We start from the raw sequence: 23246 nt of genomic DNA, 5'->3' as shown, positions 1-23246 counted from the left end.
TCGAATTATTGAGGGTATATGCTACACTGCGCACCTGTTTTTTTGCCGGTGGTACCAAGTGGCTTATTTTCCTGACGCCTTTCTGACACAAATGCGTGAAGCAATGCCTTCCACGCTCTCTTTTGAAGATTTTCTCGCAGCCTGCCAGCGTCCATTACGCCGCAGTATCCGCATCAATACGCTGAAAATCTCCGTTGCTGATTTTCTCGACTTAACCGCGCCTTATGACTGGTCACTCACTCCGGTTCCCTGGTGTGCTGAAGGCTTTTGGATTGAGCGCAACAATGAAGAGTCTGTACCGCTCGGCAGTACTGCTGAGCATTTAAGCGGTCTGTTTTATATTCAGGAAGCCAGCTCAATGCTGCCAGTCGCCGCGTTGTTTGCCGAAGGTAATACCCCGCAACGTGTCATGGATGTTGCGGCTGCCCCCGGTTCTAAAACCACGCAAATTGCCGCAAAAATGAATAATCAGGGCGCGATTCTGGCGAATGAGTTTTCCGCCAGTCGCGTCAAAGTTCTGCATGCCAATATCAGCCGTTGCGGGATAGCCAATGTCGCGCTCACCCATTTTGACGGCCGGGTATTTGGCGCAGCGTTGCCTGAATCCTTCGATGCCATTTTGCTGGACGCCCCATGTTCCGGCGAAGGCGTGATGCGTAAAGACCCTGATGCGCTAAAAAACTGGTCGCCAGAAAGTAATCTGGAAATAGCCGCAACTCAGCGCGAACTGCTCGACAGCGCCTTTCACGCTCTGCGCCCCGGCGGCACGTTGGTTTACTCGACCTGTACGCTTAACCGTGACGAAAATGAAAACGTCATGCAGTGGTTGATTGAGACTTACCCGGACGCCGTCGAGTTTCTTCCTCTGGGTGATTTATTTCCGGAGGCCGGACGCGCCCTGACACCTGAGGGATTCCTGCACGTGTTCCCGCAAATTTATGACTGTGAAGGATTCTTTGTCGCGCGTTTGCGAAAAACAGCCCCTATCCCTGCACTGCCTGCACCGAAATATAAGGTGGGAAATTTCCCCTTCAGCCCGCTGAAAAGCCGGGAAGCCGCACAAATCACCCAGGCTGCTACCGCCTGTGGATTGCAATGGCAAGACAATCTGCGCCTTTGGCAGCGTGATAAAGAAATTTGGTTATTCCCGACAGACATTGAACAGCTGATTGGTAAAGTCCGTTTTTCCCGCCTCGGGATTAAACTCGCTGAAACCCACAATAAGGGTTACCGCTGGCAGCATGAGGCAGTTATCGCCCTTGCTAACCCAGAACATCACAATGCGTTTGAACTGACGCTTGAAGAAGCGGAAGAGTGGTATCGCGGCAGAGATGTCTACCCGCAAACCTCACCAACAACCGACGATGTACTGGTCACGTTCCAGCATCAGCCGATTGGACTGGCAAAACGTATTGGATCACGGTTGAAGAACAGTTATCCACGCGATCTTGTCCGGGATGGAAAACTCTTTACAGGATAACGCACGTTTTTACTGGCGCTTTTGCCCACGTTGACTACGCTGAAAAATGGGCGGCTTAACTGGTCGTACCACAACCCGCAAATCAACGGAGAGCACGATGATGAAAACCAGTGTGCGCATTGGCGCTTTTGAAATCGACGACGCCGAGTTACATGGCGAATCGCCGGGGGACCGAACGTTAACCATTCCTTGTAAATCCGATCCGGATTTATGTATGCAACTGGACGCCTGGGATGCCGACACCAGCGTCCCGGCCCTTCTCAATGGAGAACATTCCGTTCTATTCCGCGAGCACTACGATCGTAAGTCAGATGCCTGGGTCATGCGCTTTGCCTGATTCAAAAAGAACCCGTCGCCAGACGGGTTATTTATTGGCGTTAAAACAATTGAATCTAAGTACGCAGGCGGAGAAGAAAGCGATGGTTCCCCCCGCAGCCAGCACGCTATAAGCGAGTTCCCAGCTTTGCGTTGAATCCATCACCACACCAAATGTTAAAGGCGCAAGAGACCCTACGCCAAATCCAAGCAGCGACCGCAATCCCATCACACTCCCCAGCTTTGCCTGAGGCACATTATCGGCAATCGCGGCAGATAAGACGCCTGAATCACCAAGAATGAAGAAACTCCCCATAAACGCGAACAATAATGTCCACCCCGCCCCCCAGGAAACCGATAATCCCATCAGGAGTGAACTCAACGCGCCAGCAGCGCCCATAAAAATCAACACCGATGCGCGATTAAAATAATCGGAGATTGCCCCTACAATCAGCGTCGAGAACATCCCCGATAAATGTACAGCACAGGCGACGATCAACCCGGTGGCCATCGGCTCCATCTGCCAGACTTGCAGCGCATTCGTCACCAGGCTGGGGGTCCATGCCCAGCTCCCCAGTAACTCCCAGCAATGCGCAATATAACCTACCATCAGCAGTATCGCGCCGACCGACAGAACATGGCTCTTTGCCGATCCCCCCTGCTTCTGCGTCCTGTACATGTCTTCCTGATAGCCGGATAACGCCACTGAACCGGATACCGCGCCAACCAATGCGCCTGCGGCACATAAAGAGAACGCAAAGGAAGCTCCCCAGCGCAATGCTCCCCAGGCGGAGATAAATACAGACAGCAGGTAGCCAAACGAACCTGCGGCCAGGATCATCCCAACGGCAAGTCCACGTTTGGGCATGCTGTTCATGCCCATCGCCAACATCATCGCTGGCGTGTAGGCCCCACCCTGGGTCAATCCGACAAAGGCCATCATGACCAGAGCGGAGGAATAAGAGCGGGCAAAACAGGCGAAAAGCAATAAAGCGAGCACACCGAACCACGAGAAAATGAGATACACCTTGCGAGCCCCCAGATAGTCGCACAGCCAGGAGGCAGCAAATAAGGCGCAGGCGTTTGAAATACTAAATACCGTCTGTATTGTTCCCGCAGCGGCGGCGTCTATATGCCACTCTTCGCGTATTACCGGAAGTGCACCAGCAAAAGCCATTGTCCCCAGACATGTTCCCGCCCGTCCAAGGCAAAACAAATTGAATGCTTTCACTAAAATTGCCTTCAGAAAAAGTGAATATCGATAATGAACCAGAGCGTTACGGGCCATGTTATGAGCAAGGGGAAGACGCTGACAAACGATCTTTATTGCGTCAATTGGTTGAGTTAAACTCAACCAATGACACGATTACTCTCGCTCCCCCATTTGCTGGCATTCGAAGCTGCTGCGCGTAGAAGCAGCTTCAGTGCGGCAGCTGATGAACTGTTTATCACCACAGGAGCAGTCAGCCGACATATCCGCGCACTGGAAGCACAACTGGGCGTACAACTGTTTTATCGTGCACACAAATCTGTCAGGCTGACGAGTGCCGGCGAGACCTTTTCCCGCGTCGCAACACGGTTACTCGATGAACTTGCGCAGGCAGAAAAAGAGGTCAGCGCTAACACCTTTTCGGGAAGGTTAACCATCCAGTGCCTGCCCACATTCGCCATGCACTGGCTAATGCCAAGACTGGCTGAGCTGAATGAAATCCACCCTGAACTCACCGTCGATGTCACCACCAGCATTGGTCCCGTTAGCTTCGTTTCTCCCTTTGATGTCGCGATTCGCCGGGATCCGGCACATTTTTCCGGGCTTAAACCTGTTCCATTTCTTCGGGAATCAAGCCTGCTGGTTTGTAGCCAGCAGTACCTGCACAGCCGACCTCTGGTCTCGCCAGATCAACTGGACGATCATATAAAAATTCAAATTCGTGCGCGTAACGATCTCTGGAAACGCTGGCATAGCCATTTCCCAAATGATCATCAAGAAAGTAACCAGATTATCACGCTGGATCATACATTTGCGGCAATGCAGGCGGCTGAAGATGGCTTGGGTTTGGCCGTAATGCCCTATTTATTCTGTGAAAAACACCTGAAAACAGGAAGGCTGGTTGCGCCATTTGGCGATTTGACTATCGATACCGGAACCTATTCTCTGCTGTGGAATGACAGGCAAGATGGGGCCGTAAGAAAATTTACCCACTGGTTGCAATCTTTCGACCTGCCCGGTGAAACGTACCTGCCCTTCACGAATGAGTACACAGTGACGCGTTAACTTATTTCTCCCCGCCCCATTAACTGCAATTTCTTCTACACTATTGATACGGCAATACAATTTGAGGATGGAATGTTCACGCTGATTCTTTTTGTTTGCTACCTGGATGGCGGTTGTGAAGATATCGTGGTTGATGTCTACAATACAGAACGGCAGTGCTTAATTTCGATGGACGATCAGCGCATTCGCAACGGCGGATGCTTGCCGGCCGAAGACTATATCGACAGCTTCTGGCGTCCTGCTCAGGAATATAGTGATTTCTAATTATTGTAACTGCACCAACGTTAGCTCACCGCCAAATACCGCGCCGGTATCAATATAGTGCAGATTATCGCGATCAAGCCGATGGCGCAGGGGAGTATGGCCAAACCAAAAGTGATCTGCGCCATGAATTCCACTGCCTTTATTCATTAATCGCGCACGATCCCACAACACCCGTTGCAAATCGACCTCTTTTCGCCACAGATAAATATCATCCGGGTAATCGGCATGGGCAATCACGTGTACGCCATTCTGACAATGCAGTTCCAGAATCCACGGTAATTGCTGACAGGCTTCAAGAGCAAATCTTGCCGCGGGTTGTGCTGCCTGCGCAAACCACGAGCCCCCATTCATAAACCACAGCTGCAGATCCCCCGTTACCAGCGCATCCAACGCCATCTGCTCGTGATTCCCCCTGACCGCTATCATCCAGTTTCGGCGAAGCAACTGTAGACAGCGCAGACTATCAGGCCCACGATCGGTAACATCGCCGACAGAAACCAACAGATCGCGCCACGGATCAAACCGACACTGGCGCAATTTATCCATCAGCATAGAAAAACAGCCGTGAAGATCTCCCACGACCCAGATGTGACGCCAGTTTGTTCCTTCGACCCTCTGGTAGACGTTGTCAGACTGCCCCATATGACCTTCTACTCTCGGATATTACCTGCCTATAACTTTAGCAATAGCGGCATGAAACGAGGAGTAAACCGCATACGACACGCGATGATTTGCGCAGGGTACGATTTGACATCACTACAAACTCTCTGCTGTCGATGTCATGCAGCCCAGAATAACTACGCTGTGGATGCTACCCACAATTCGCCTTTGCGATAGGGCTTCTTCACGTTTTAATAGTGTTACTATTATTCTGCCTGGTTGATCCGTTATTTCACTGATAGATCAACTGGTTTCAGTGGCTTCCGCAGTTCAGTATCATGAAAATCTTTATATCGTGGTTCGAGACGGGCAGATTCTGAAAGAATAACTCGATTATCCCGAAAGCTCAGATGGTCACTATCAAATAACTTATGAAAATCAGCAGCAAGTGCAATGCCATTTTCTACACTCGGTAAGCCTTTATTGGCATGGCTAATTATGTGGCAAGCTTCAACTGCCAAAGTACTGCCGGTAATTGCGCATTTATTGCCCCAATTCGACATCACCGCTTTACGAAATTTTGCCTGCTCCCGGCGAATTTTAACCATGCGTAGACCGTCTTCCCTGCGAGCATATGTCCCCATTTGATAATCAGGTATTGCAATCAATAAACTGAGAACCGACACAATTTCTTCGCACAAAGGCGCTTCAAATGAAGCTCCCTGATGACAAAAATGTCGTTTAAAATTAGTCCATTCCTCTTTTCGCTTGCTGGGAGGGAGTTGTTCACCAACGAGCAATTCATCCACCGGAAGGAAAGTATCAAGAGTGGATAGGTCTTTCAGTTGAACTCGATATGGATAAGCGTTGTTTGGGTCCACAAAAGTATCAATAATTTCGAATAAGCCACACAACTGGAAGTCTCGCTTTCCAGAGAGTTTTTGAATAACAAAAAGGCGGTCACCAGGGGTCACTTGACGGGTTTTCCATTCCTGCCCAACCCCATACCCATTACTGTAGTCAAAATCTTTTGTATTTTTGGGTCCATGGTAAGCATAGAAATATTTCATCTTTTATTCCTTTTGAAATGCCAATAAAGAGTAATATCGACAATCCCACGATAAAACTTAACGTATAAATGCGGTACTGTGGACTGCTGCTGGTGGCCGTCAACACCAGGGACATATCGACTGTTCTGGAAGGTTACGTACTCTGTCTGCAGGAAAGCATGGTCTCAAGTCTTCGCGCCAGAAAAGAGAACACAGAGGTTTTTGCTCAGAGACTGCTGGGGCATAAAAATTTAACAATGACCCAAAAATACCTGGACGCACGCGGTGCAGAATATGTTATGGTTTAGACAGGATATGGAAATTTCGAGTAATTTTCGTGGGATTTCGTGAAAGCACAGAAAAAACCCAACGAAAACAAGCACATAAAAAGAGACCGAATACGATTCCTGTATTCGGTCCAGGGAAATGGCTCTTGGGAGAGAGCCGTGCGCTAAAAGTTGGCATTAATGCAGGCTAAGTTACCCTGCCATTTAAGAATAGATGACAGCGCCAGGTTTTCCAGTCCGCGACTAAAGTGGTCTGAAAAAAAGGGAGATTGTCACTCGCTACAATGTAAAAACCGCAAGTTCTCCTGTGAGATCCTTGCGGTTTTTTATTGGAAATCAGAGCGCTACATCTGACAATTAGCAGAGCTTTTGTGCACGCTCCACAAACGGTGCCAGGCTCATTTTTTCGCCCGGTTTCGCCGGATCATCAATCTGGATAATCTCGATCGGCTTTGCCGTGGTTTTTCCGCTCTCCACCTGCTGTCTGGCAACATCATTCAACGGATATTGCACCAGCGTACTGGGATTGATGACATACAGCGCGTTACCCGGGCGGCAGGTCAGCATCACCTCTTCCCGATTAAACGCCCACTTATCTTTGCCAACCTCAAAACGGCTGACGGTAATGACCTGCGGCGCAGCCAGCGCGGCTCCGGAGCTTGCCAGGAGTAATAAAGAGATAATGATTTTTTTCATGCGTTTCGCCAGTCCATCAATCAGAAAGGTTCAAGGGTTGCGAACAGGCTGACAATTGCCAGCACAACGGCTCCTATACCCCATTCCAGCTTGGTCATCCAAATAAAATAGAGAGTCATGCCGCGGTTATCCTGCCGCATGCGTGGTACCAGAACATACCGATTCACCAGCGCAATCGCCACCATTAGCATGACCAGGGCACCTTTTAACAAAAGTAGTCGCCCGTAAGCCATGTGCCAGGGAACAGAAAAACCGACAATAAACAGCGCATTCATAATACCAGTAAGTAAAACACCGATAACAAAAAGATGCCCGTAGCGGGAGAAACGCATCATGGTGCTGATTGCCTGTTCTCGCCAGCGGCCATGCGCCATTCGCATACAGTAAAGTACGGGTAGCAGGCCACCGAACCAGGCGGCGGCGCATATCAGATGCAAGGCATGGTTAACCTGCTGGATTGCCCCAGTAATACCACTATGCAGCGTCGCATGCCCGACGCCAGCCAGCAAAATAAACTGCGCAATCGTCAGCATTAACAGCCGTCGCGGCATGCTACGCGGTACGATAATAACCACCACCAGAGTGACCAGCGCGAGGATAATCTGCCATAACCAGACGCCGCCAAACTGCGTTTGCAACACCGCGCCCCATACATCTGTAGAGATAACATCCCGCCAGCCTGAGCCCATTAACCCACCCTGGATCGCCAGCATCAGCGTCGCGCTGATAAAGCTCCACGTTGCGGCATGCCGTTGCAGACGCAAAAAACGACGCATCATTAAACGACGAACCGAAACGGGAGCCAGCCATGCGCCGTAAAGCGCACAACCAAACACCAGCATCAAAGTGGTAAAATGGATAAACCGTAATGCAACCCAGGTAAATGCCAGCATCGGTTATTTCACGCTAAAGGTATATTGCCCCTTCGTCTTGTGACCATCCACGGAAACAACGTGCCAGTCGACCGTATATTTTCCTGCTTCAAGTGTTTGATCAAGCGGAACAATCAGCTGTGTTTTGTCCTGCTCACTGCGTGACGCCTTGCCCGTTTTGATCTGTTCTTTGTTTGGACCTGTCAGCGTTGCGCCGCTGAATCCCGGCTCTACGCCTTCAGAAAAATTCAGCGTCAACGCCTGAGGAGATGCCGCAACCTCGGCATTAGCCGCCGGGCTTTGTTTTGTGAGGTGGGCATGCGCCAGGGCGGCGGGCGTTGCCAGCACGCTGGCGAGTACGATGAGAGCGCTGCGAAGCATAGATGCAGATGAAGCCATTTCAACTATTCCTTTTTGTTATGTCTAATCTATAGAGAATAACCTTCTACAATGATCGAGTCGAGAATCATCATTTCAGGCTTGCCATTAATGCGCACTCTTAGTAACTTTTGCGCGCTAATGGAGAGATGAGGAAAAACGTATGAATATTAATCTGGCCAAACTTGAGCAAGCAGAAATGGATAAGGTTAACGTCGATCTCGCTGCGGCAGGTGTCGCATTTAAAGAGCGCTACAACATGCCTGTCGTTGCTGAAGTAGTCGAGCGTGAACAGCCTGCACATTTACGCGACTGGTTCCGTGAACGCCTGATCGCGCACCGTTTAGCTTCTGTTTCCCTGTCACGTTTACCTTACGAGCCTAAAGTTAAATAAACCTTATATTAAGTTACAATTCCTTACATGATGCCTGCTACAGTATAAGTACATTCTTAATCTACTATTTAAGGATGGTTGTAGACACTATGAAAAGGAAATCATTATGTCACACTGGAAAATTGCTGCAGCGCAGTACGAACCACTTCAACGATCATTAAGCGAACACGTCGCCCATCATTTGCAGTTCATTCAGGCAGCGGCTAAATGCCAATGCGAATTGTTGGTTTTTCCATCATTGTCCCTGTTGGGATGTGTGGACGAAGACGACGCTCTCCCAGCCCCACCTGATGAAGAGTTATTGCAACCCCTCGCCCACGCTGCGGCCACGTATCGTATGACCATCATTGCCGGGTTGTCGGTAGAGCATCACGATCGCTTTGTGAAGGGAATAGCGCTTTTCTCTCCCTGGATGACCTCGCCGTTAATGTTTCATCAAAGCCATGGCGCCTGTATCGCCAGGCAACAAAATGCCATCAGCGTTGTCGACAGTCAGCCGGAAGGTATTGATATCGACCCGACATTTTCGCTATTCACAACCTCTCAGTCCGTCAGCGAACCAGAACTGCTCTCTTCCGCTTCGCGCCTGCAAAGTTTTTCACATAAATTCGCCATTGCGGTGCTGATGGCCAATGCACGTGGCAGCAGCGCGTTGTGGGATGAAGGGGGGCGGTTAATTGTACGCGCAGACAGCGGTTCGTTACTGTTAACCGGACAACGCACGCCACGGGGTTGGCAAGGTGATATCATTCCATTACGCTAGTCGTTTTGGTCTGGAGCCCGGCATGTTGCGCATAATAGATACAGAAACCTGTGGTCTGCAGGGAGGCATTGTTGAGATTGCGTCTGTCGATGTCGTTGACGGAACGATCGTCAATCCCATGAGCCATCTGGTGCGTCCTGACCGTCCCATCAGTCCACAAGCCATGGCTATCCATCACATCACTGAAGCGATGGTAGCGGATAAACCGTGGATTGAAGATGTCATCCCGCAGTATTACGGCAGCGAGTGGTACGTGGCGCATAACGCCAGTTTTGATCGGCGTGTGCTGCCCGAAATGCCAGGAGAATGGATTTGCACCATGAAGCTTTCCCGCCGTCTGTGGCCGGGGATCAAATACAGCAATATGGCGCTCTATAAATCCCGCAAGCTGAGCGTCCAGACGCCGTCTGGTCTGCACCACCACCGCGCGCTTTATGACTGCTACATCACAGCGGCACTGCTGATCGACATTATGAAGACGTCCGGCTGGACCCCGGAGCAAATGGCCGATGTCACCGGTCGTCCTGCGTTGCTAACCACATTTACCTTCGGAAAATACCGCGGGAAACCGGTATCTGAAGTCGCTGAACGCGATCCGGGCTATTTGCGCTGGCTGTTTAACAACCTTGACAATATGAGCCCGGAATTGCGCCTAACGCTGAAACACTATCTGGATAACGCCTGAGTTTACGCTTGTCCAGGCAGTGTGCCCTGCGCCAGCCCAATCAAAAACGCGTATTCCAGGGCCACACCTTCGTAAGATTTATAACGTCCGGATTTACCGCCGTGCCCGGAATCCATATCCGTGCAGAGTAACAGCAGATGGTCGTCCGTTTTCAGCTCACGCAGTTTTGCCACCCACTTTGCCGGTTCCCAGTATTGCACCTGGGAGTCGTGCAAGCCCGTTGTCACCAGCAGATGCGGATAAGCCTGCGCGGTAACATTGTCATACGGACTGTAGCTTTTCATGTAGGTGTAATACTCTTCCTCCTGCGGATTACCCCACTCTTCAAACTCACCGGTCGTCAGTGGAATTGACTCATCCAGCATTGTGGTCAGCACATCGACAAATGGCACCTGTGCAATGACGCCATGAAACAGTTCAGGGCGCTCATTGATGGCAACACCCATTAACATTCCTCCGGCGCTTCCTCCCATGCCATAACATAGCGAAGGCGCGCCATAGCCCATTTTTAGCAGTGCATCGCAGACGTCGAGATAATCATTGAAGGTATTTTTCTTATGCAGAAACTTACCGTCTTCGTACCACTGTTGCCCTAACTCACCGCCGCCACGGACATGGGCAATGGCATAAACAAAGCCGCGATCCAGCAGGCTCAAGCGGCTGCTGCTGAAATCGGCGTCCATGCTGGCGCCATACGAGCCATAACCGTAAACCAGTAACGGATTTTTTCCTTTCAGGAAGTACTTTTGATGGTAAACCAGCGAAACCGGAACCTCGGTACCATCCCGCGCGGTGATCCATACGTGTTCGCTGCGGTAGTTCGCCGCATCAAATCCGGGAACCTCCGTCTGCTTGAGCACGCGACGCTCTCCGGTGTCCATATCCAGTTCAAACAGCGTATCCGGGGTGGTCATGGAGGAATAGCCATAACGCAGGCGCGAGGTCTCCGGCTCAGGGTTATAGGCAAGCCATGTCACATACGCCGGATCGTCAAAGGCGATACCGACCACTTCGCGCGTTTTACGATTGATCTGACGCAGACTGGTTAAGCCCCGCTGGCGCTCTTCCACCACCAGCCAGTCTGTGAACAGCGTAAAGCCCTCCAGCATCACGTTGTCACGCGGAGGGATCAGCGTCTCCCAGACTTGCTCATCACGAACACGGGTACGGTACAGGCCGAAATTTTTCCCCTGACGGTTGGAGCGCAGATAAAAATTGTGCTGATAGTGATCGAGACTGTATTCGTGGTCTTTGCGTCGCGCTAAAAAGACCAGTGGCTCTGCATCAGCCAGTTCTGCATCAATGAGCAGAACCTCACTGGTGGTTGCACTCGCAATATGAATAACAACATAGTGCTGTGAGGTGGTTTTATGCAGACTGACATAAAACATATCATCGGCTTCTTCATATACCAGCTCATCCAGTGATGATGGCGAGCCTACGGTATGCCGCCAGACCTGATACGGCAGCAATGTGGTTTCATGCTTGCGGACATAATAGAAAGTCTGCGAGTCGTTGGCCCAGACTAATTCCGGCTCGACGTTTTCAAGTACCTCCGGGTACCAGTTACCCGTTTGTAAGTTGCGAAAACGCACGCCATATTGCCGGCGGGACAGATAATCCTCAGCCAGCGCCATAATGGTGTTATCCGGGGATATCGCCAGTCCTCCCAGCGTATAAAACTCACTGTGGGCCGCGCGCTGGTTACCATCCAACAAGGTGTCCCATTCATCCCACTCTTCACTGAAGGCAGACTGACGTTGATAAATGGCATATTCGCACCCCGGTTCATAGAGATGGCGATAGCGGTACCCATTTTTCACATACGGTGCAGACACATCCTGAGGGGGAATACGGTCGATAATCTCTTTCAGAACACGCTCCTGCAAAGCTTGCTGCGAAGCCATCACCTGGCGGCCATATACATTTTCTTGTTGCAGGTAATTCAGTACTTCTGGTTGCGAGCGGGTGTCATCTCGCAACCAGTAATAATTATCAACGCGGGTGTCGCCATGCTGCGTCATGGCGTGGGGAATACGAGGAGCTTTAGGTAGCATGTCATTGTTCTTTTGCTTAATCATCCTATAAGGGTGGCAAAAGTCAGCAATGATGCAAGCGAAACATGCGCCTTGGCGGTAACTATTTAACCCGGCAGGGCCTGTTTTTGTTCCTTAAGATCCTGCTCAATCCCTTCACGAACATCCTGCGGGATCTTCAACGCATCACCCAATGCATTCAGATAACTGCGTTCCATAAAGTGGTCGATATCAATCGCCGCACAGCTCAGGAAGTAAATTTCTAGCGCTTCTTCTTCGTTACGGATCCCCTGAACCAGACGCTGAGGATCGAGTGGTTGTTCAATCGCACGTTCAATCAGAACGCGGCCCTGCTCTTCCACGCCCGCTTCACGGAGCTGCTGCTCAATAGCGCTACGTTCTTTGGCATCAATATGGCCATCGCTTTTCGCCGCAAAAACCAGCGCCAGAATCAGACGTTCGGTTCGCTCATCCAGCGGCGAGCTCTGTGCACCAAACTGCGGCTCATCCTGATGCGCTGCGCGAACTTTATCCTTGTACTTGTTCCATAACACAGTCCCGGCAACCGCACCGCCGCCCACCAGAAGCGCGCTGGTGCCGTATTTACTCAGTAATTTACGAGAAGATTTGTTGGCAACCAGTAATCCTGCCAGACCGCCTAACGCGCCTGGAACGAGAAGTTTACTCAGCCCTTGCTCGCCAGAAGATGACGCGGAGGAACCCTTTTGCCCAAGAAGAGATTGTAGTTGATTTAGCCAGTTAGCCATTTTGCCCCTCAAGTACAGACGAATAATCATCAAAGCGTACCCGAGGGGATGTCAGGAAGTGTTCAGGTCATCAAAAGATGTGCAAATACCTCCGTTACTGCGGCTGATACTCCGCTGTTCCGGCTTTGCAGTCGACTTTTACCTGATAGTGAATATCCGCACTTTTACCGCGAACAGTCAGGGGGACAGACCATTTACCGTCTTTGCCCGTAATATCGGGCGTGTTTACCCAGGCGACCGGATCGGCTTGCCCGACGCGCTTTTGATCGTCAGCCCAGCGCGCGATGCGATTTTGTTGATAATCACGTTTCACGCTCGCCGCAATACCGTTAGCGTCCAGTCCCTCACACTTGGGGAACTGGACGTTTTTGCTTTCCATATTTGCCGCAAATACAGATACGCTGGCAGACAGCAGCAGCAGGCTCAATAACGTTCTTTTTTTATACATTCTTTTCTCCTTAATCTCCCCTTCGTCATTCAGATTGCCTGTAGCAACGGGAAATAACGTCAGGGATTGCACAATGATTCAGGGAAAAGCATGGTACAAAATATCAGGAGCGCAAGTCGCTTCAGGCCGCCTGGGTATCATCCTCAGCGTGCGCGTCGTTGTCGACCACCTGTGGAGAAGGCAGCTTGCCGTTTTTGAGGATGGCGCTTAGCACATCTTTTTGCTCAGCCAGCCACAGGGAAAGCGCTTCGCGCTGCTCGTCTTCAAGCGCTACCGGCGATTGCTCCAGCCATGTATCGAGCAAATCCGCTGTATCCAGCATTTTGTCATACGCATCGGCTTCCTTTTTGCTGGTAAACGACATTTTTTCCTCACCTTCCCGAATGACTACGTATTTAACTTCAACCGCCATTTTGCAGCCTCTTAAATTACCTGTATTTATGTACAGTATATTCTTTTTAAGCCCTGAAATCAACCTGGTAATAAAGACAGACGCAAACGTTTTCGTATATACTGCGCCCAGATAAAACAGGGGATTAATTTATGACGTTATTAGGCACAGCGCTGCGTCCCGCAGCAACGCGAGTGATGTTATTAGGTTCGGGAGAACTGGGTAAAGAAGTGGCAATTGAATGTCAACGCCTGGGTGTGGAAGTCATTGCCGTGGATCGTTACCCCGACGCGCCAGCCATGCACGTTGCCCATCGCTCATACGTTATCAACATGCTGGATGGCGAAGCATTACGCCAGCTCGTCGAGCGTGAAAAACCACATTATATCGTGCCGGAAATTGAGGCGATCGCCACGGATATGCTGGTAAAACTGGAGCAGGAAGGCCAGCGTGTTGTGCCATGTGCAAGAGCAACGCAACTGACCATGAACCGGGAAGGAATCCGTCGCCTCGCCGCCGAAGAATTGTCTCTACCGACCTCTTCTTACCGCTTTGCTGACAGTGAAGTCCGCTTTCGCGAAGCCGTCGCTGAAATCGGCTATCCCTGCATCGTGAAACCGGTAATGAGTTCGTCCGGTAAAGGACAAAGCTTTATCCGTTCAGCCGATCAGCTCGCTGCAGCCTGGGACTATGCTCAACAGGGCGGTCGGGCTGGTGCCGGACGCGTTATCGTCGAAGGCGTAGTGAATTTTGATTTTGAAATCACACTGCTTACCGTCAGCGCCATTGACGGCGTACATTTTTGCGCACCGGTTGGACATCGCCAGGAAGACGGCGATTATCGTGAATCCTGGCAGCCGCAGCAGATGAGTGAACTGGCACTGGCGCGCGCGCAGGAGATTGCCCGTAAGGTGGTGCTGGCGCTGGGAGGCCACGGACTGTTTGGGGTCGAACTGTTTGTCTGCGGTGATGAAGTGATTTTCAGCGAAGTCTCCCCTCGCCCTCACGACACGGGTATGGTGACGCTGATTTCTCAGGATCTGTCCGAGTTTGCCCTGCACGTGCGTGCATTCCTTGGTCTTCCCGTTGGCGCAATCCGCCAGTATGGGCCGTCAGCATCAGCGGTGATCCTGCCGAAGCTAAGCAGCCAAAACGTTACCTTTGATAATGTGGATGCTGCCGTTGGCGCGGGTTTGCAGATACGTCTGTTTGGTAAACCCGAAATCGACGGTACTCGTCGTTTAGGTGTCGTACTGGCAACTGCAGAAAGTGTTGAAGAAGCTGTTGATCGCGCAAAAAACGCGGCTTCACAGGTAAAAGTGACAGGTTAAAACCGGAGCCGTAGACCGGATGAGGCAGTAAAACCCCATCCGGCAAAGCCCGATATCGGCGCTAACGCCTCTTATCGGGCCTTCGGTTTACACGTTGATAGCTTACTGCTTCGCGCCTTCAACCGCTTCGCGAGCCAGTTTGGTGATACGATCGTAATCACCCGCTTCCAGCGCATCCGCCGGAACCAGCCAGGAACCGCCGATGCACAGCACGCTTTTCAGTGCCAGGTAGTCGCGGTAATTCGCTGGAGAGATACCACCGGTTGGGCAGAAACGGACCTGTGAGAACGGACCCGCAATCGCCTGCAGCGCTTTCGTACCGCCGTTCGCTTCAGCCGGGAAGAATTTGAACTCTTTCAAACCGTAGTCCATACCCAGCATCAGTTCAGAAACGGTGCTGATACCCGGGATCAACGGAATAGTGCCTTCAGTTGCGGCTTTCAGCAGTGGCTCGGTCAGACCCGGGCTGATAGCGAACTGCGCGCCCGCTTCGGTGACTTCAGCCAGCTGTTGTGGATTCAGTACGGTACCCGCACCAACGATAGCATCCGGAACTTCTTTGGCGATCGCGCGAATGGCATCCATCGCACATGCGGTACGTAACGTCACTTCCAGAACGCGCACGCCCCCTGCAACTAACGCTTTTGCCATCGGCACAGCGTGTTCCAGTTTGTTAACCACAATAACCGGTACAACCGGGCCAGTGGTCAGGATTGCTTCTGCACTTGTCTTCCAGTTTTTCATCAGAGTTTTCTCTCGCCTGATTACAAATTAAGTCTTAAAAAGTGATACAGGTTGCGCCCTGCTCCGCACCGGACAGCTTTTCACGCAACGCGCTGAACATTTCACGCCCGGTACCCACGCGCGAAGCGCTAAGGTCAGGGATGTGAGGCTGACGGGAAGCAAGTTCCTCTTCATCAACCAGCAGCGTTAATTCACCTGTCTGTCCATTCACACGAATGATGTCGCCATCGCGCACTTTCGCCAGCAGCCCGCCATCGTAAGCTTCTGGAGTTACATGGATTGCTGAAGGCACTTTACCTGAAGCACCTGAAAGTCGTCCATCGGTAACTAACGCAATTTTGAAACAACGGTCCAATAATACACCAAGTGGCGGCATGAGTTTATGTAATTCTGGCATTCCGTTCGCTTTTGGTCCCTGATGGCGCACAACGACCACACAATCCCGGTCAAGCAGACCCGCATCAAACGCCGGTAACACATCATGTTGACTTTCGAAGACCACGGCAGGCGCTTCAATCACCTGATTTTCAACTGGAACAGCTGAGGTTTTCATCACCGCACGCCCCAGGTTACCACTCAGTACTTTAGTGCCGCCGTGATGGGAGAATGGCTGATCAAAGGCGGCAATCACATTGCTGTCCAGTGATTTTTCCGCACCTTCGCGCCAGTCCAGTTCACCATTGTTGAGCCACGGCTCCAGGGTGTAGCGCGATAAACCGAATCCAGCGACAGTGTTCACATCTTCATGTAACAGACCCGCATTCAGCAGTTCACGCATTAATACAGGCACACCGCCAGCAGCCTGGAAATGGTTAATGTCTGCCGGGCCATTCGGGTACAGACGCGCCATCAGCGGCACGATATCGGATAGATCGGAGAAGTCATCCCAGTTAATCAGAATACCGGCTGCACGCGCCATGGCTACCAGGTGCATCGTATGGTTGGTTGAACCGCCGGTCGCCAGCAGTGCCACAATACCGTTCACAACCACTTTTTCATCAATCATTTTCCCGATCGGCATCCATTCATTGCCGTTGCCGGTCAGACGTGTTACCTGACGGGCCGCCGCTGCGGTCAATGCTTCACGCAGTGGTGCATCCGGGTGAACAAAAGAGGAACCTGGCAACTGCATGCCCATGAACTCCACCACCATCTGGTTGGTGTTAGCGGTGCCGTAGAACGTACAGGTTCCCGGCGCATGATAAGACGCAGCCTCGGATTCGAGCAGTGCCATACGATCCACTTTGCCTTCGGCATACAGTTGACGAATACGCACTTTCTCTTTGTTCGCCAGACCACTCGCCATCGGGCCTGAAGGGATGAAGATTGAAGGCAGATGACCGAAGGAAAGCGCCGCCATGACCAGGCCCGGGACAATCTTGTCACACACGCCGAGGAACAACGCACCGTCGAACATATTGTGTGAGAGCCCCACAGCCGCTGACATCGCAATGACTTCACGACTTAGCAGAGAAAGCTCCATACCGTCCTGGCCCTGGGTCACACCGTCGCACATCGCAGGTACACCACCAGCAACCTGGCCCACCGCATTGGCTTCATGTAGTGCTTTGCGAATGATGGCCGGATAGTGTTCATACGGCTGGTGTGCGGAAAGCATGTCGTTATAGGAGGTAATGATCGCGATATTGTTACGCAACATGCTTTTTAGCGAGGCTTTATCCTCCGGCTGACAGGCGGCAAAACCATGCGCCAGATTGCCGCATGCCAGCTGTGAGCGATGGACGGTAGTCGTTTTAGCCTGTTCGATTCGAGCGAGGTAGGCGGAACGCGTGTCACGGGAACGTTCGACGATGCGTTGTGTTACGAGTAACAAATTCGGATTCATAGAGGCTCCTAAAATTTATCTGTCAGAGCGGTTGGGTAAACAATGTATTCAGCATTACTAAATATAGCTGAATCGCTTGTTAGCCGTAGCTCAGGGGCAAAATCGTTTCAGGCAGTGTAATAAAAAAAACCTCGCGGGTGAATCCACGCGAGGTTTAAAAGTGCAAAAATTATTCTACAATCTGTGTTAGATCATGTTACCGGTAAAATAACACCTAATGGCTAGATGATCTTTTACTCGAATTCGTTCCAGGAACGACCGTCACGGGTGATCATGGCTACAGACGCAACCGGTCCCCAGGTTCCTGCCTGATAAGGCTTCGGCGACTCGTTATCCATCGCCCAGGCTTCAGTAATTGAATCCACCCACTTCCAGGCCTCTTCGACTTCATCGCGACGCACAAACAGAGCCTGAATACCGCGCATGGTTTCCAACAGCAGGCGCTCATAGGCGTCGGCCAGGTGCGTTTGGTTGAAGGTTTCTGAGTAGCTCAGATCCAGCTTAGTGATCTGCAGATTATGTTTGTGGTCCAGACCCGGCACTTTGTTCAGTACCTGGATATCAACCCCTTCATCAGGCTGCAAACGAATAGTCAACTTGTTCTGCGGCAGATCCTGCCAGGATTCTTTAAACAGATTCAGCTCAGGTGTTTTGAAATAAACCACCACTTCAGAGCACTTGGTTGGTAAACGTTTACCAGTACGCAGGTAGAACGGTACACCCGTCCAACGCCAGTTATCGATATCGACGCGGATCGCCACAAACGTTTCCGTATTGCTGCTCTTATTCGCGCCCTCTTCTTCCAGGTAACCCGGTACCTTTTTACCCTGGGCAAAACCAGTGGTGTACTGGCCGCGAACCGTTTTTTCACGCACGTTCGAGCGATCGATGCGACGCAGCGATTTCAGGACCTTCACTTTCTCATCGCGAATGCTGTCGGCGCTCAGATCAGCCGGAGGGGACATTGCGATCATGCAGAGGATTTGCAGCAAGTGGTTCTGGATCATATCGCGCATTTGACCGGCCTGGTCAAAATAGCCCCAGCGGCCTTCAATACCGACCTCTTCAGCCACGGTAATTTCTACGTGATCGATAGTGCGGTTATCCCAGTTGTTCACAAACAGGGAGTTGGCAAAACGCAGTGCCAACAGGTTCAGGACCGTCTCTTTCCCGAGATAGTGGTCAATACGATAAACCTGGCACTCTTCGAAGTACTCGCCAACCTGATCGTTGATTTCACGGGATGTCGCCAGAGACGTGCCCAGCGGTTTTTCCATCACCACGCGAGCGGGTTTAGCATTCAGCTTTGCTTCACCCAAGCCTTTGCAGATCGCGCCAAAGGTGCTTGGCGGCATAGCGAAATAGTTAATCGTGGTACGTGATTTTTGATCCAGCATCTCGCCCAGACGGCTAAATGCGGCGGTGTCATTGACGTCCAGGTTACAAAACTCCAGACGGCCACTGAGAGTTTCCCATAAACTTTCATCAATTTTTTCTTTCATGAAAGTTTCGAGCGCTTCGCGTACAACCTTGGTATAGGCAGCTTTGTCCCAATCAGCACGCCCTACCCCAATGATGCGGGTATCCGGGTTAATCTGACCGGCCTTTTCCAGTTGATACAGGGAAGGCAGCAATTTCCGTCGCGCCAGGTCGCCCTTCGCACCGAAAATGACCAGGTCACATGCCTGGGCTGTTTGCGTTACCGCCATGTCATTCTCCTCAATTAAGTGCCTGGTGCTTTTGCCAGACACTGGTTGTAATTTTATTACAGTGCACTGTACTGCTTTTACGTGAATCCGGAAACCGTAAACGCTTATCCAGCCGTGCTGTTACCGCGAACAGCCGCTTTATTGGCGTATAACCCATCAAAATGGATAAAAAAGTCGTATTTTTCGTACCCATGACGAAGTATGAAAATCCGACTCCGATCATGTAATGAAAAAAAACAACAACTATTCTGTCCATTTTGCCCCGTTGCTGCATTAGCAGGGGTAATATCTATACACTAAATTGTGTATCGGTTTCCCCGTATCGCTGAAATCGTTTTTGCCCATGACCCATGAGTCTACCTACATCATGAATATGCTGGAAAAAATCCAGTTAAAACTGGAACATTTGAGCAAGTCAGAGCGTAAAGTCGCCGACATTATTCTTGCCTCTCCCGAGCGGGCAATCCATTCAAGTATCGCCGCACTTGCTGTAGAAGCGAATGTCAGCGAGCCAACGGTGAACCGTTTTTGTCGCAGCATGGACACCCGCGGCTTTCCTGATTTTAAACTGCATCTGGCGCAAAGTCTGGCAAATGGTACCCCTTATGTTAATCGCAATGTAGATGAGGATGACAGCGTTGAATCTTACACGGGGAAAATCTTCGAGTCAGCGATGGCAAGCCTCGACCACGTTCGCCAGTCGCTGGATAACGCGGCGGTAAACCGGGCAGTAGATTTATTAACCCAGGCGAAGAAAATTGCCTTCTTTGGTTTAGGTTCTTCCGCCGCGGTAGCACATGACGCGATGAATAAATTTTTCCGCTTTAACGTTCCGGTTATCTATTCCGACGACATCGTACTGCAACGCATGAGCTGTATGAATTGTAGTGATGACGATGTCATTGTGCTCATTTCACACACCGGAAGAACCAAAAGTCTGGTGGAACTGGCACAACTGGCAAGAGAAAACGATGCCATGGTGATTGCCCTGACATCTCCTGGTACGCCGCTGGCACGTGAAGCAACGCTGGCAATTACCCTCGATGTACCGGAAGATACTGACATTTATATGCCCATGGTCTCTCGACTTGCTCAACTTACCGTGATAGATGTGCTGGCTACGGGATTTACTTTGCGCCGTGGGGCAAAATTTAGAGATAACTTGAAGCGTGTCAAGGAAGCGCTCAAGGAATCGCGTTTTGATAAAGAATTACTCATCAAGAGTGATGACCGCTAAAAGCAATAACAATGTTCTACCCTTTTATCATCCGGGTCGTTCATTTTACCGTTTATGTTCGAGAACGGCCGGATTAATGTTCACGCAACACCAAGTTGTTTCAGTCAACGGAGTATTACATGTCCAGAAGGCTTCGCAGAACCAAAATCGTTACCACCTTAGGCCCGGCAACTGACCGCGATAACAACCTTGAAAAAATTATCGCCGCTGGGGCGAACGTTGTACGTATGAACTTTTCGCACGGCTCTCCAGAAGATCACAAATTGCGGGCGGATAAAGTCCGTGAGATTGCCGCCAAACTGGGACGTCATGTAGCTATTTTGGGTGACCTGCAGGGACCTAAAATCCGCGTATCGACCTTTAAAGAAGGGAAAGTATTTCTCAATGTTGGCGACAAATTCCTGTTAGACGCCAACCTCGGTAAAGGTGAAGGCGACAAAGAAAAAGTCGGCATCGATTACAAAGGCCTGCCTGCTGACGTCGTGCCGGGCGATATCCTGCTGCTGGATGATGGTCGCGTACAGCTCAAAGTGCTGGAAGTTCAGGGTATGAAAGTCTTCACCGAAGTCACTGTCGGTGGCCCGCTCTCCAACAACAAAGGTATCAACAAACTTGGCGGTGGCCTTTCTGCTGAAGCTCTGACGGAAAAAGACAAAGCAGACATCATTACTGCAGCGCAAATCAGCGTTGACTATCTGGCGGTTTCTTTCCCTCGCTGTGGCGAAGATCTGAATTATGCCCGCCGCCTGGCGCGCGACGCTGGCTGCGATGCGAAAATTGTTGCCAAGGTAGAGCGTGCTGAAGCTGTCTGCGACCAGAATGCGATGGATGACATCATCCTTGCCTCTGACGTGGTAATGGTCGCGCGTGGTGACCTGGGCGTGGAAATTGGCGACCCGGAGCTGGTTGGTATTCAGAAAGCGTTGATCCGTCGCGCACGTCAGCTGAACCGTGCGGTTATTACCGCAACGCAGATGATGGAGTCAATGATCACTAACCCAATGCCGACACGTGCGGAAGTCATGGACGTGGCAAACGCCGTGCTGGATGGGACTGATGCCGTCATGCTGTCTGCCGAAACTGCGGCAGGCCAGTACCCGGCGGAAACCGTCGCAGCTATGGCTCGCGTATGTCTGGGTGCAGAGAAAATCCCGAGCATCAACGTTTCTAAACACCGTCTCGACGTACAGTTTGATAATGTCGAAGAAGCTATCGCCATGTCAGCGATGTATGCCGCGAACCATCTGAAAGGCGTTACCGCTATCATCGCCATGACCGAGTCCGGTCGTACTGCGCTGATGACATCACGCATCAGTTCTGGCCTGCCAATTTTCGCGATGTCTCGTCATGAGCGTACGCTGAATCTGACCTCTCTGTATCGTGGGGTTACACCGGTCCACTTTGACAGCGAAACTGACGGTGTAATGGCTGCCAACGAAGCGGTCAATCTGCTGCGCGACAAAGGCTACCTGGTGTCAGGCGATCTGGTGATTGTGACCCAGGGTGATGTCATGAGCACCATCGGCTCCACCAACACCACACGTATTCTGACTGTAGAATAACGACTCTGCTGACTGCCTGATATTACTCGCTTATCAGGCGCACAGGTCGCCTGATACAAAAAAGCCTCTCGAACGAGAGGCTTTTTTTATTTCTTCGGATAGAGATCTTTGCGCTTATAGGGCTCAATCTCGCCGGGTTTACGGGTCTTTAGCAGTTTCAGAATCCAGGTGTATTGTTCAAGATGTGGGGTGACAAAAATCTCCACTTCTTCATTCATCCGTCTGGCAATTGTATGGTCATCGGCCGTCAGAATGTCATCCATGGGGGGGCGTACCTGAATCGTCAGGCGATGCGTTTTACCATCATACACCGGGAATAGCGGTATTACGCGTGCATGACAAACCTTCATCAGGCGGCCAATCGCCGGTAACGTTGCCTTATAGGTCGCGAAGAAATCGACAAACTCGCTGTGCTCCGGGCCGTGGTCCTGATCCGGTAAGTAATATCCCCAGTATCCCTGCCGTACCGACTGAATAAAAGGTTTAATACCGTCGTTACGTGCATGTAAACGACCGCCGAAACGTCGACGTACCGTATTCCAGACATAATCAAATACCGGATTGCCCTGGTTATGGAACATCGCTGCCATTTTCTGGCCTTGAGCTGCCATCAGCATTGCCGGAATATCAACACCCCAGCCGTGAGGGACGAGAAAAATCACCTTTTCCTCATTACGTCGCATCTCATCGATAATTTCCAGGCCCTGCCAGTCAACGCGGTGCTGGATTTTCTCCGGACCGCGCATGGCTAATTCTGCCATCATAACCATCGCCTGAGGCGCAGTCGCAAACATCTCATCAACGATGGCCTCACGCTCGGCTTCGCTGCGCTCCGGAAAACAGAGGGATAAATTAATAAGCGCTCTACGACGCGAACTTTTCCCCAGCCGTCCGGCAAGCCGCCCCAGTTTCGCCAGAACGGGATCGCGAAATGACGCGGGCGTTAATGCAATCCCTGCAATCGCTGCCACGCCAAACCAGGCGCCCCAGTAGCGCGGGTGACGGAATGATTTTTGAAACTCAGGGATATACTCAATACTCTTTTTTTTCGTTTCCATGCTCTTCCAGTATCGGGGGCCGCGAAAAAGTAAATCTGCTGATAGTGTAGCGGCGCACC

General features: G+C 51.1%; 24 protein-coding genes. 10 read left to right on the top strand and 14 right to left on the bottom strand.

What is annotated here, in order from left to right; all coding sequences use genetic code 11:
* The first annotated feature begins 58 nt into the window (after positions 1 to 58).
* Positions 59 to 1480, top strand: coding sequence for a 16S rRNA (cytosine(1407)-C(5))-methyltransferase RsmF (gene rsmF, locus SK32_RS03685; protein ID WP_075551371.1), 1422 nt, complete (start codon positions 59 to 61; stop codon positions 1478 to 1480).
* A 100-nt stretch (positions 1481 to 1580) separates the two neighbouring features.
* Entirely contained in the window at positions 1581 to 1817 is a 237-nt protein-coding gene (locus tag SK32_RS03680; protein WP_101742234.1) for a YebV family protein, read from the top strand.
* Between the two features lie 27 nt (positions 1818 to 1844).
* Here the strand turns inward: SK32_RS03680 and SK32_RS03675 are convergent, their stop codons facing one another.
* Entirely contained in the window at positions 1845 to 3026 is a 1182-nt protein-coding gene (locus SK32_RS03675) for an MFS transporter (protein ID WP_075551370.1), read from the bottom strand.
* A 126-nt stretch (positions 3027 to 3152) separates the two neighbouring features.
* Here SK32_RS03675 and SK32_RS03670 point away from each other — a divergent pair, with 126 nt between their 5' ends.
* Both SK32_RS03670 and SK32_RS03665 read left to right on the top strand, forming a co-directional pair.
* Positions 3153 to 4070 carry a LysR substrate-binding domain-containing protein gene (locus tag SK32_RS03670; RefSeq protein ID WP_048211388.1) on the top strand — a complete coding sequence of 306 codons (918 nt, stop codon included), beginning with the start codon at positions 3153 to 3155 and terminating at the stop codon, positions 4068 to 4070.
* Between the two features lie 72 nt (positions 4071 to 4142).
* Positions 4143 to 4334, top strand: a complete 192-nt coding sequence (locus tag SK32_RS03665) for a YdfD/YebW family protein (protein WP_048211387.1) — start codon at positions 4143 to 4145, stop codon at positions 4332 to 4334.
* Here the strand turns inward: SK32_RS03665 and pphA are convergent, their stop codons facing one another.
* The 5 genes from pphA to yobA all read right to left on the bottom strand — a co-directional run bounded on the left by pphA (position 4335) and on the right by yobA (position 8237).
* On the bottom strand, positions 4335 to 4976 hold the full coding sequence (gene pphA, locus SK32_RS03660) for a protein-serine/threonine phosphatase (RefSeq protein ID WP_048211386.1): 642 nt from the start codon (positions 4974 to 4976) through the stop codon (positions 4335 to 4337). It abuts the gene before it with no gap.
* Between the two features lie 245 nt (positions 4977 to 5221).
* On the bottom strand, positions 5222 to 6004 hold the full coding sequence (locus SK32_RS03655; RefSeq protein ID WP_048211385.1) for an HNH endonuclease: 783 nt from the start codon (positions 6002 to 6004) through the stop codon (positions 5222 to 5224).
* Positions 6005 to 6627: 623 nt separating this feature from the next.
* Positions 6628 to 6966, bottom strand: coding sequence for a YebY family protein (locus tag SK32_RS03650; RefSeq protein ID WP_048211384.1), 339 nt, complete (start codon positions 6964 to 6966; stop codon positions 6628 to 6630).
* A 20-nt stretch (positions 6967 to 6986) separates the two neighbouring features.
* Positions 6987 to 7859 (bottom strand): copper homeostasis membrane protein CopD, encoded by an 873-nt coding sequence (copD, locus tag SK32_RS03645; RefSeq protein WP_048211383.1) that lies wholly within the window; start codon positions 7857 to 7859, stop codon positions 6987 to 6989.
* A 3-nt stretch (positions 7860 to 7862) separates the two neighbouring features.
* On the bottom strand, positions 7863 to 8237 hold the full coding sequence (gene yobA, locus SK32_RS03640) for a CopC domain-containing protein YobA (protein WP_044711069.1): 375 nt from the start codon (positions 8235 to 8237) through the stop codon (positions 7863 to 7865).
* Positions 8238 to 8379: 142 nt separating this feature from the next.
* Here yobA and SK32_RS03635 point away from each other — a divergent pair, with 142 nt between their 5' ends.
* From SK32_RS03635 to exoX, 3 genes are all read left to right on the top strand, one after another.
* Positions 8380 to 8610: a DNA polymerase III subunit theta gene (locus SK32_RS03635; protein ID WP_005120732.1), complete on the top strand. Its 231-nt coding sequence runs from the start codon at positions 8380 to 8382 to the stop codon at positions 8608 to 8610.
* A gap of 106 nt (positions 8611 to 8716) precedes the next feature.
* Positions 8717 to 9373: a carbon-nitrogen hydrolase family protein gene (locus SK32_RS03630; RefSeq protein WP_048211382.1), complete on the top strand. Its 657-nt coding sequence runs from the start codon at positions 8717 to 8719 to the stop codon at positions 9371 to 9373.
* Between the two features lie 22 nt (positions 9374 to 9395).
* Positions 9396 to 10058: an exodeoxyribonuclease X gene (gene exoX / locus SK32_RS03625; RefSeq protein ID WP_048211381.1), complete on the top strand. Its 663-nt coding sequence runs from the start codon at positions 9396 to 9398 to the stop codon at positions 10056 to 10058.
* 2 nt (positions 10059 to 10060) lie between these two features.
* Here the strand turns inward: exoX and ptrB are convergent, their stop codons facing one another.
* The 4 genes from ptrB to yebG all read right to left on the bottom strand — a co-directional run bounded on the left by ptrB (position 10061) and on the right by yebG (position 13721).
* Positions 10061 to 12115, bottom strand: coding sequence for an oligopeptidase B (ptrB, locus tag SK32_RS03620; protein ID WP_170927362.1), 2055 nt, complete (start codon positions 12113 to 12115; stop codon positions 10061 to 10063).
* A gap of 86 nt (positions 12116 to 12201) precedes the next feature.
* Positions 12202 to 12861 carry a tellurite resistance TerB family protein gene (locus SK32_RS03615; RefSeq protein WP_048211379.1) on the bottom strand — a complete coding sequence of 220 codons (660 nt, stop codon included), beginning with the start codon at positions 12859 to 12861 and terminating at the stop codon, positions 12202 to 12204.
* A 94-nt stretch (positions 12862 to 12955) separates the two neighbouring features.
* Positions 12956 to 13309 carry a protein YebF gene (yebF, locus tag SK32_RS03610; protein ID WP_003034909.1) on the bottom strand — a complete coding sequence of 118 codons (354 nt, stop codon included), beginning with the start codon at positions 13307 to 13309 and terminating at the stop codon, positions 12956 to 12958.
* 121 nt (positions 13310 to 13430) lie between these two features.
* Entirely contained in the window at positions 13431 to 13721 is a 291-nt protein-coding gene (yebG, locus tag SK32_RS03605) for a DNA damage-inducible protein YebG (protein WP_048211378.1), read from the bottom strand.
* Positions 13722 to 13852: 131 nt separating this feature from the next.
* On the opposite strand from yebG, the gene purT reads away from it, so the two are divergent.
* A complete protein-coding gene (gene purT / locus SK32_RS03600; protein WP_048211377.1) occupies positions 13853 to 15031 on the top strand; it encodes a formate-dependent phosphoribosylglycinamide formyltransferase in 1179 nt (392 codons plus the stop codon).
* Between the two features lie 102 nt (positions 15032 to 15133).
* Here purT and kdgA read toward each other — a convergent pair whose 3' ends face one another.
* From kdgA to zwf, 3 genes are all read right to left on the bottom strand, one after another.
* On the bottom strand, positions 15134 to 15775 hold the full coding sequence (kdgA, locus tag SK32_RS03595) for a bifunctional 4-hydroxy-2-oxoglutarate aldolase/2-dehydro-3-deoxy-phosphogluconate aldolase (protein WP_003034901.1): 642 nt from the start codon (positions 15773 to 15775) through the stop codon (positions 15134 to 15136).
* Between the two features lie 34 nt (positions 15776 to 15809).
* Positions 15810 to 17621, bottom strand: a complete 1812-nt coding sequence (gene edd / locus SK32_RS03590) for a phosphogluconate dehydratase (RefSeq protein ID WP_048211376.1) — start codon at positions 17619 to 17621, stop codon at positions 15810 to 15812.
* A gap of 233 nt (positions 17622 to 17854) precedes the next feature.
* Complete coding sequence (zwf, locus tag SK32_RS03585; RefSeq protein ID WP_048211375.1) at positions 17855 to 19330, bottom strand: glucose-6-phosphate dehydrogenase; 1476 nt, start codon at positions 19328 to 19330, stop codon at positions 17855 to 17857.
* 367 nt (positions 19331 to 19697) lie between these two features.
* Here zwf and SK32_RS03580 point away from each other — a divergent pair, with 367 nt between their 5' ends.
* The gene (locus tag SK32_RS03580) at positions 19698 to 20567 is read left to right on the top strand and encodes a MurR/RpiR family transcriptional regulator (protein ID WP_003034893.1); all 870 of its coding nucleotides are present in this window, start codon (positions 19698 to 19700) and stop codon (positions 20565 to 20567) included.
* 119 nt (positions 20568 to 20686) lie between these two features.
* Positions 20687 to 22129 carry a pyruvate kinase gene (gene pyk / locus SK32_RS03575; RefSeq protein WP_048211374.1) on the top strand — a complete coding sequence of 481 codons (1443 nt, stop codon included), beginning with the start codon at positions 20687 to 20689 and terminating at the stop codon, positions 22127 to 22129.
* Positions 22130 to 22215: 86 nt separating this feature from the next.
* Here pyk and lpxM read toward each other — a convergent pair whose 3' ends face one another.
* Positions 22216 to 23187 carry a lauroyl-Kdo(2)-lipid IV(A) myristoyltransferase gene (lpxM, locus tag SK32_RS03570; RefSeq protein ID WP_048211373.1) on the bottom strand — a complete coding sequence of 324 codons (972 nt, stop codon included), beginning with the start codon at positions 23185 to 23187 and terminating at the stop codon, positions 22216 to 22218.
* Positions 23188 to 23246: the final 59 nt, after the last annotated feature.

The sequence above is a fragment of the Citrobacter sp. MGH100 genome (assembly GCF_001034465.1).
GTDB lineage: Bacteria > Pseudomonadota > Gammaproteobacteria > Enterobacterales > Enterobacteriaceae > Citrobacter > Citrobacter youngae.
Note: the sequence above shows the minus strand (reverse complement) of the source record. Positions and strands in the feature narration are given on the sequence as shown.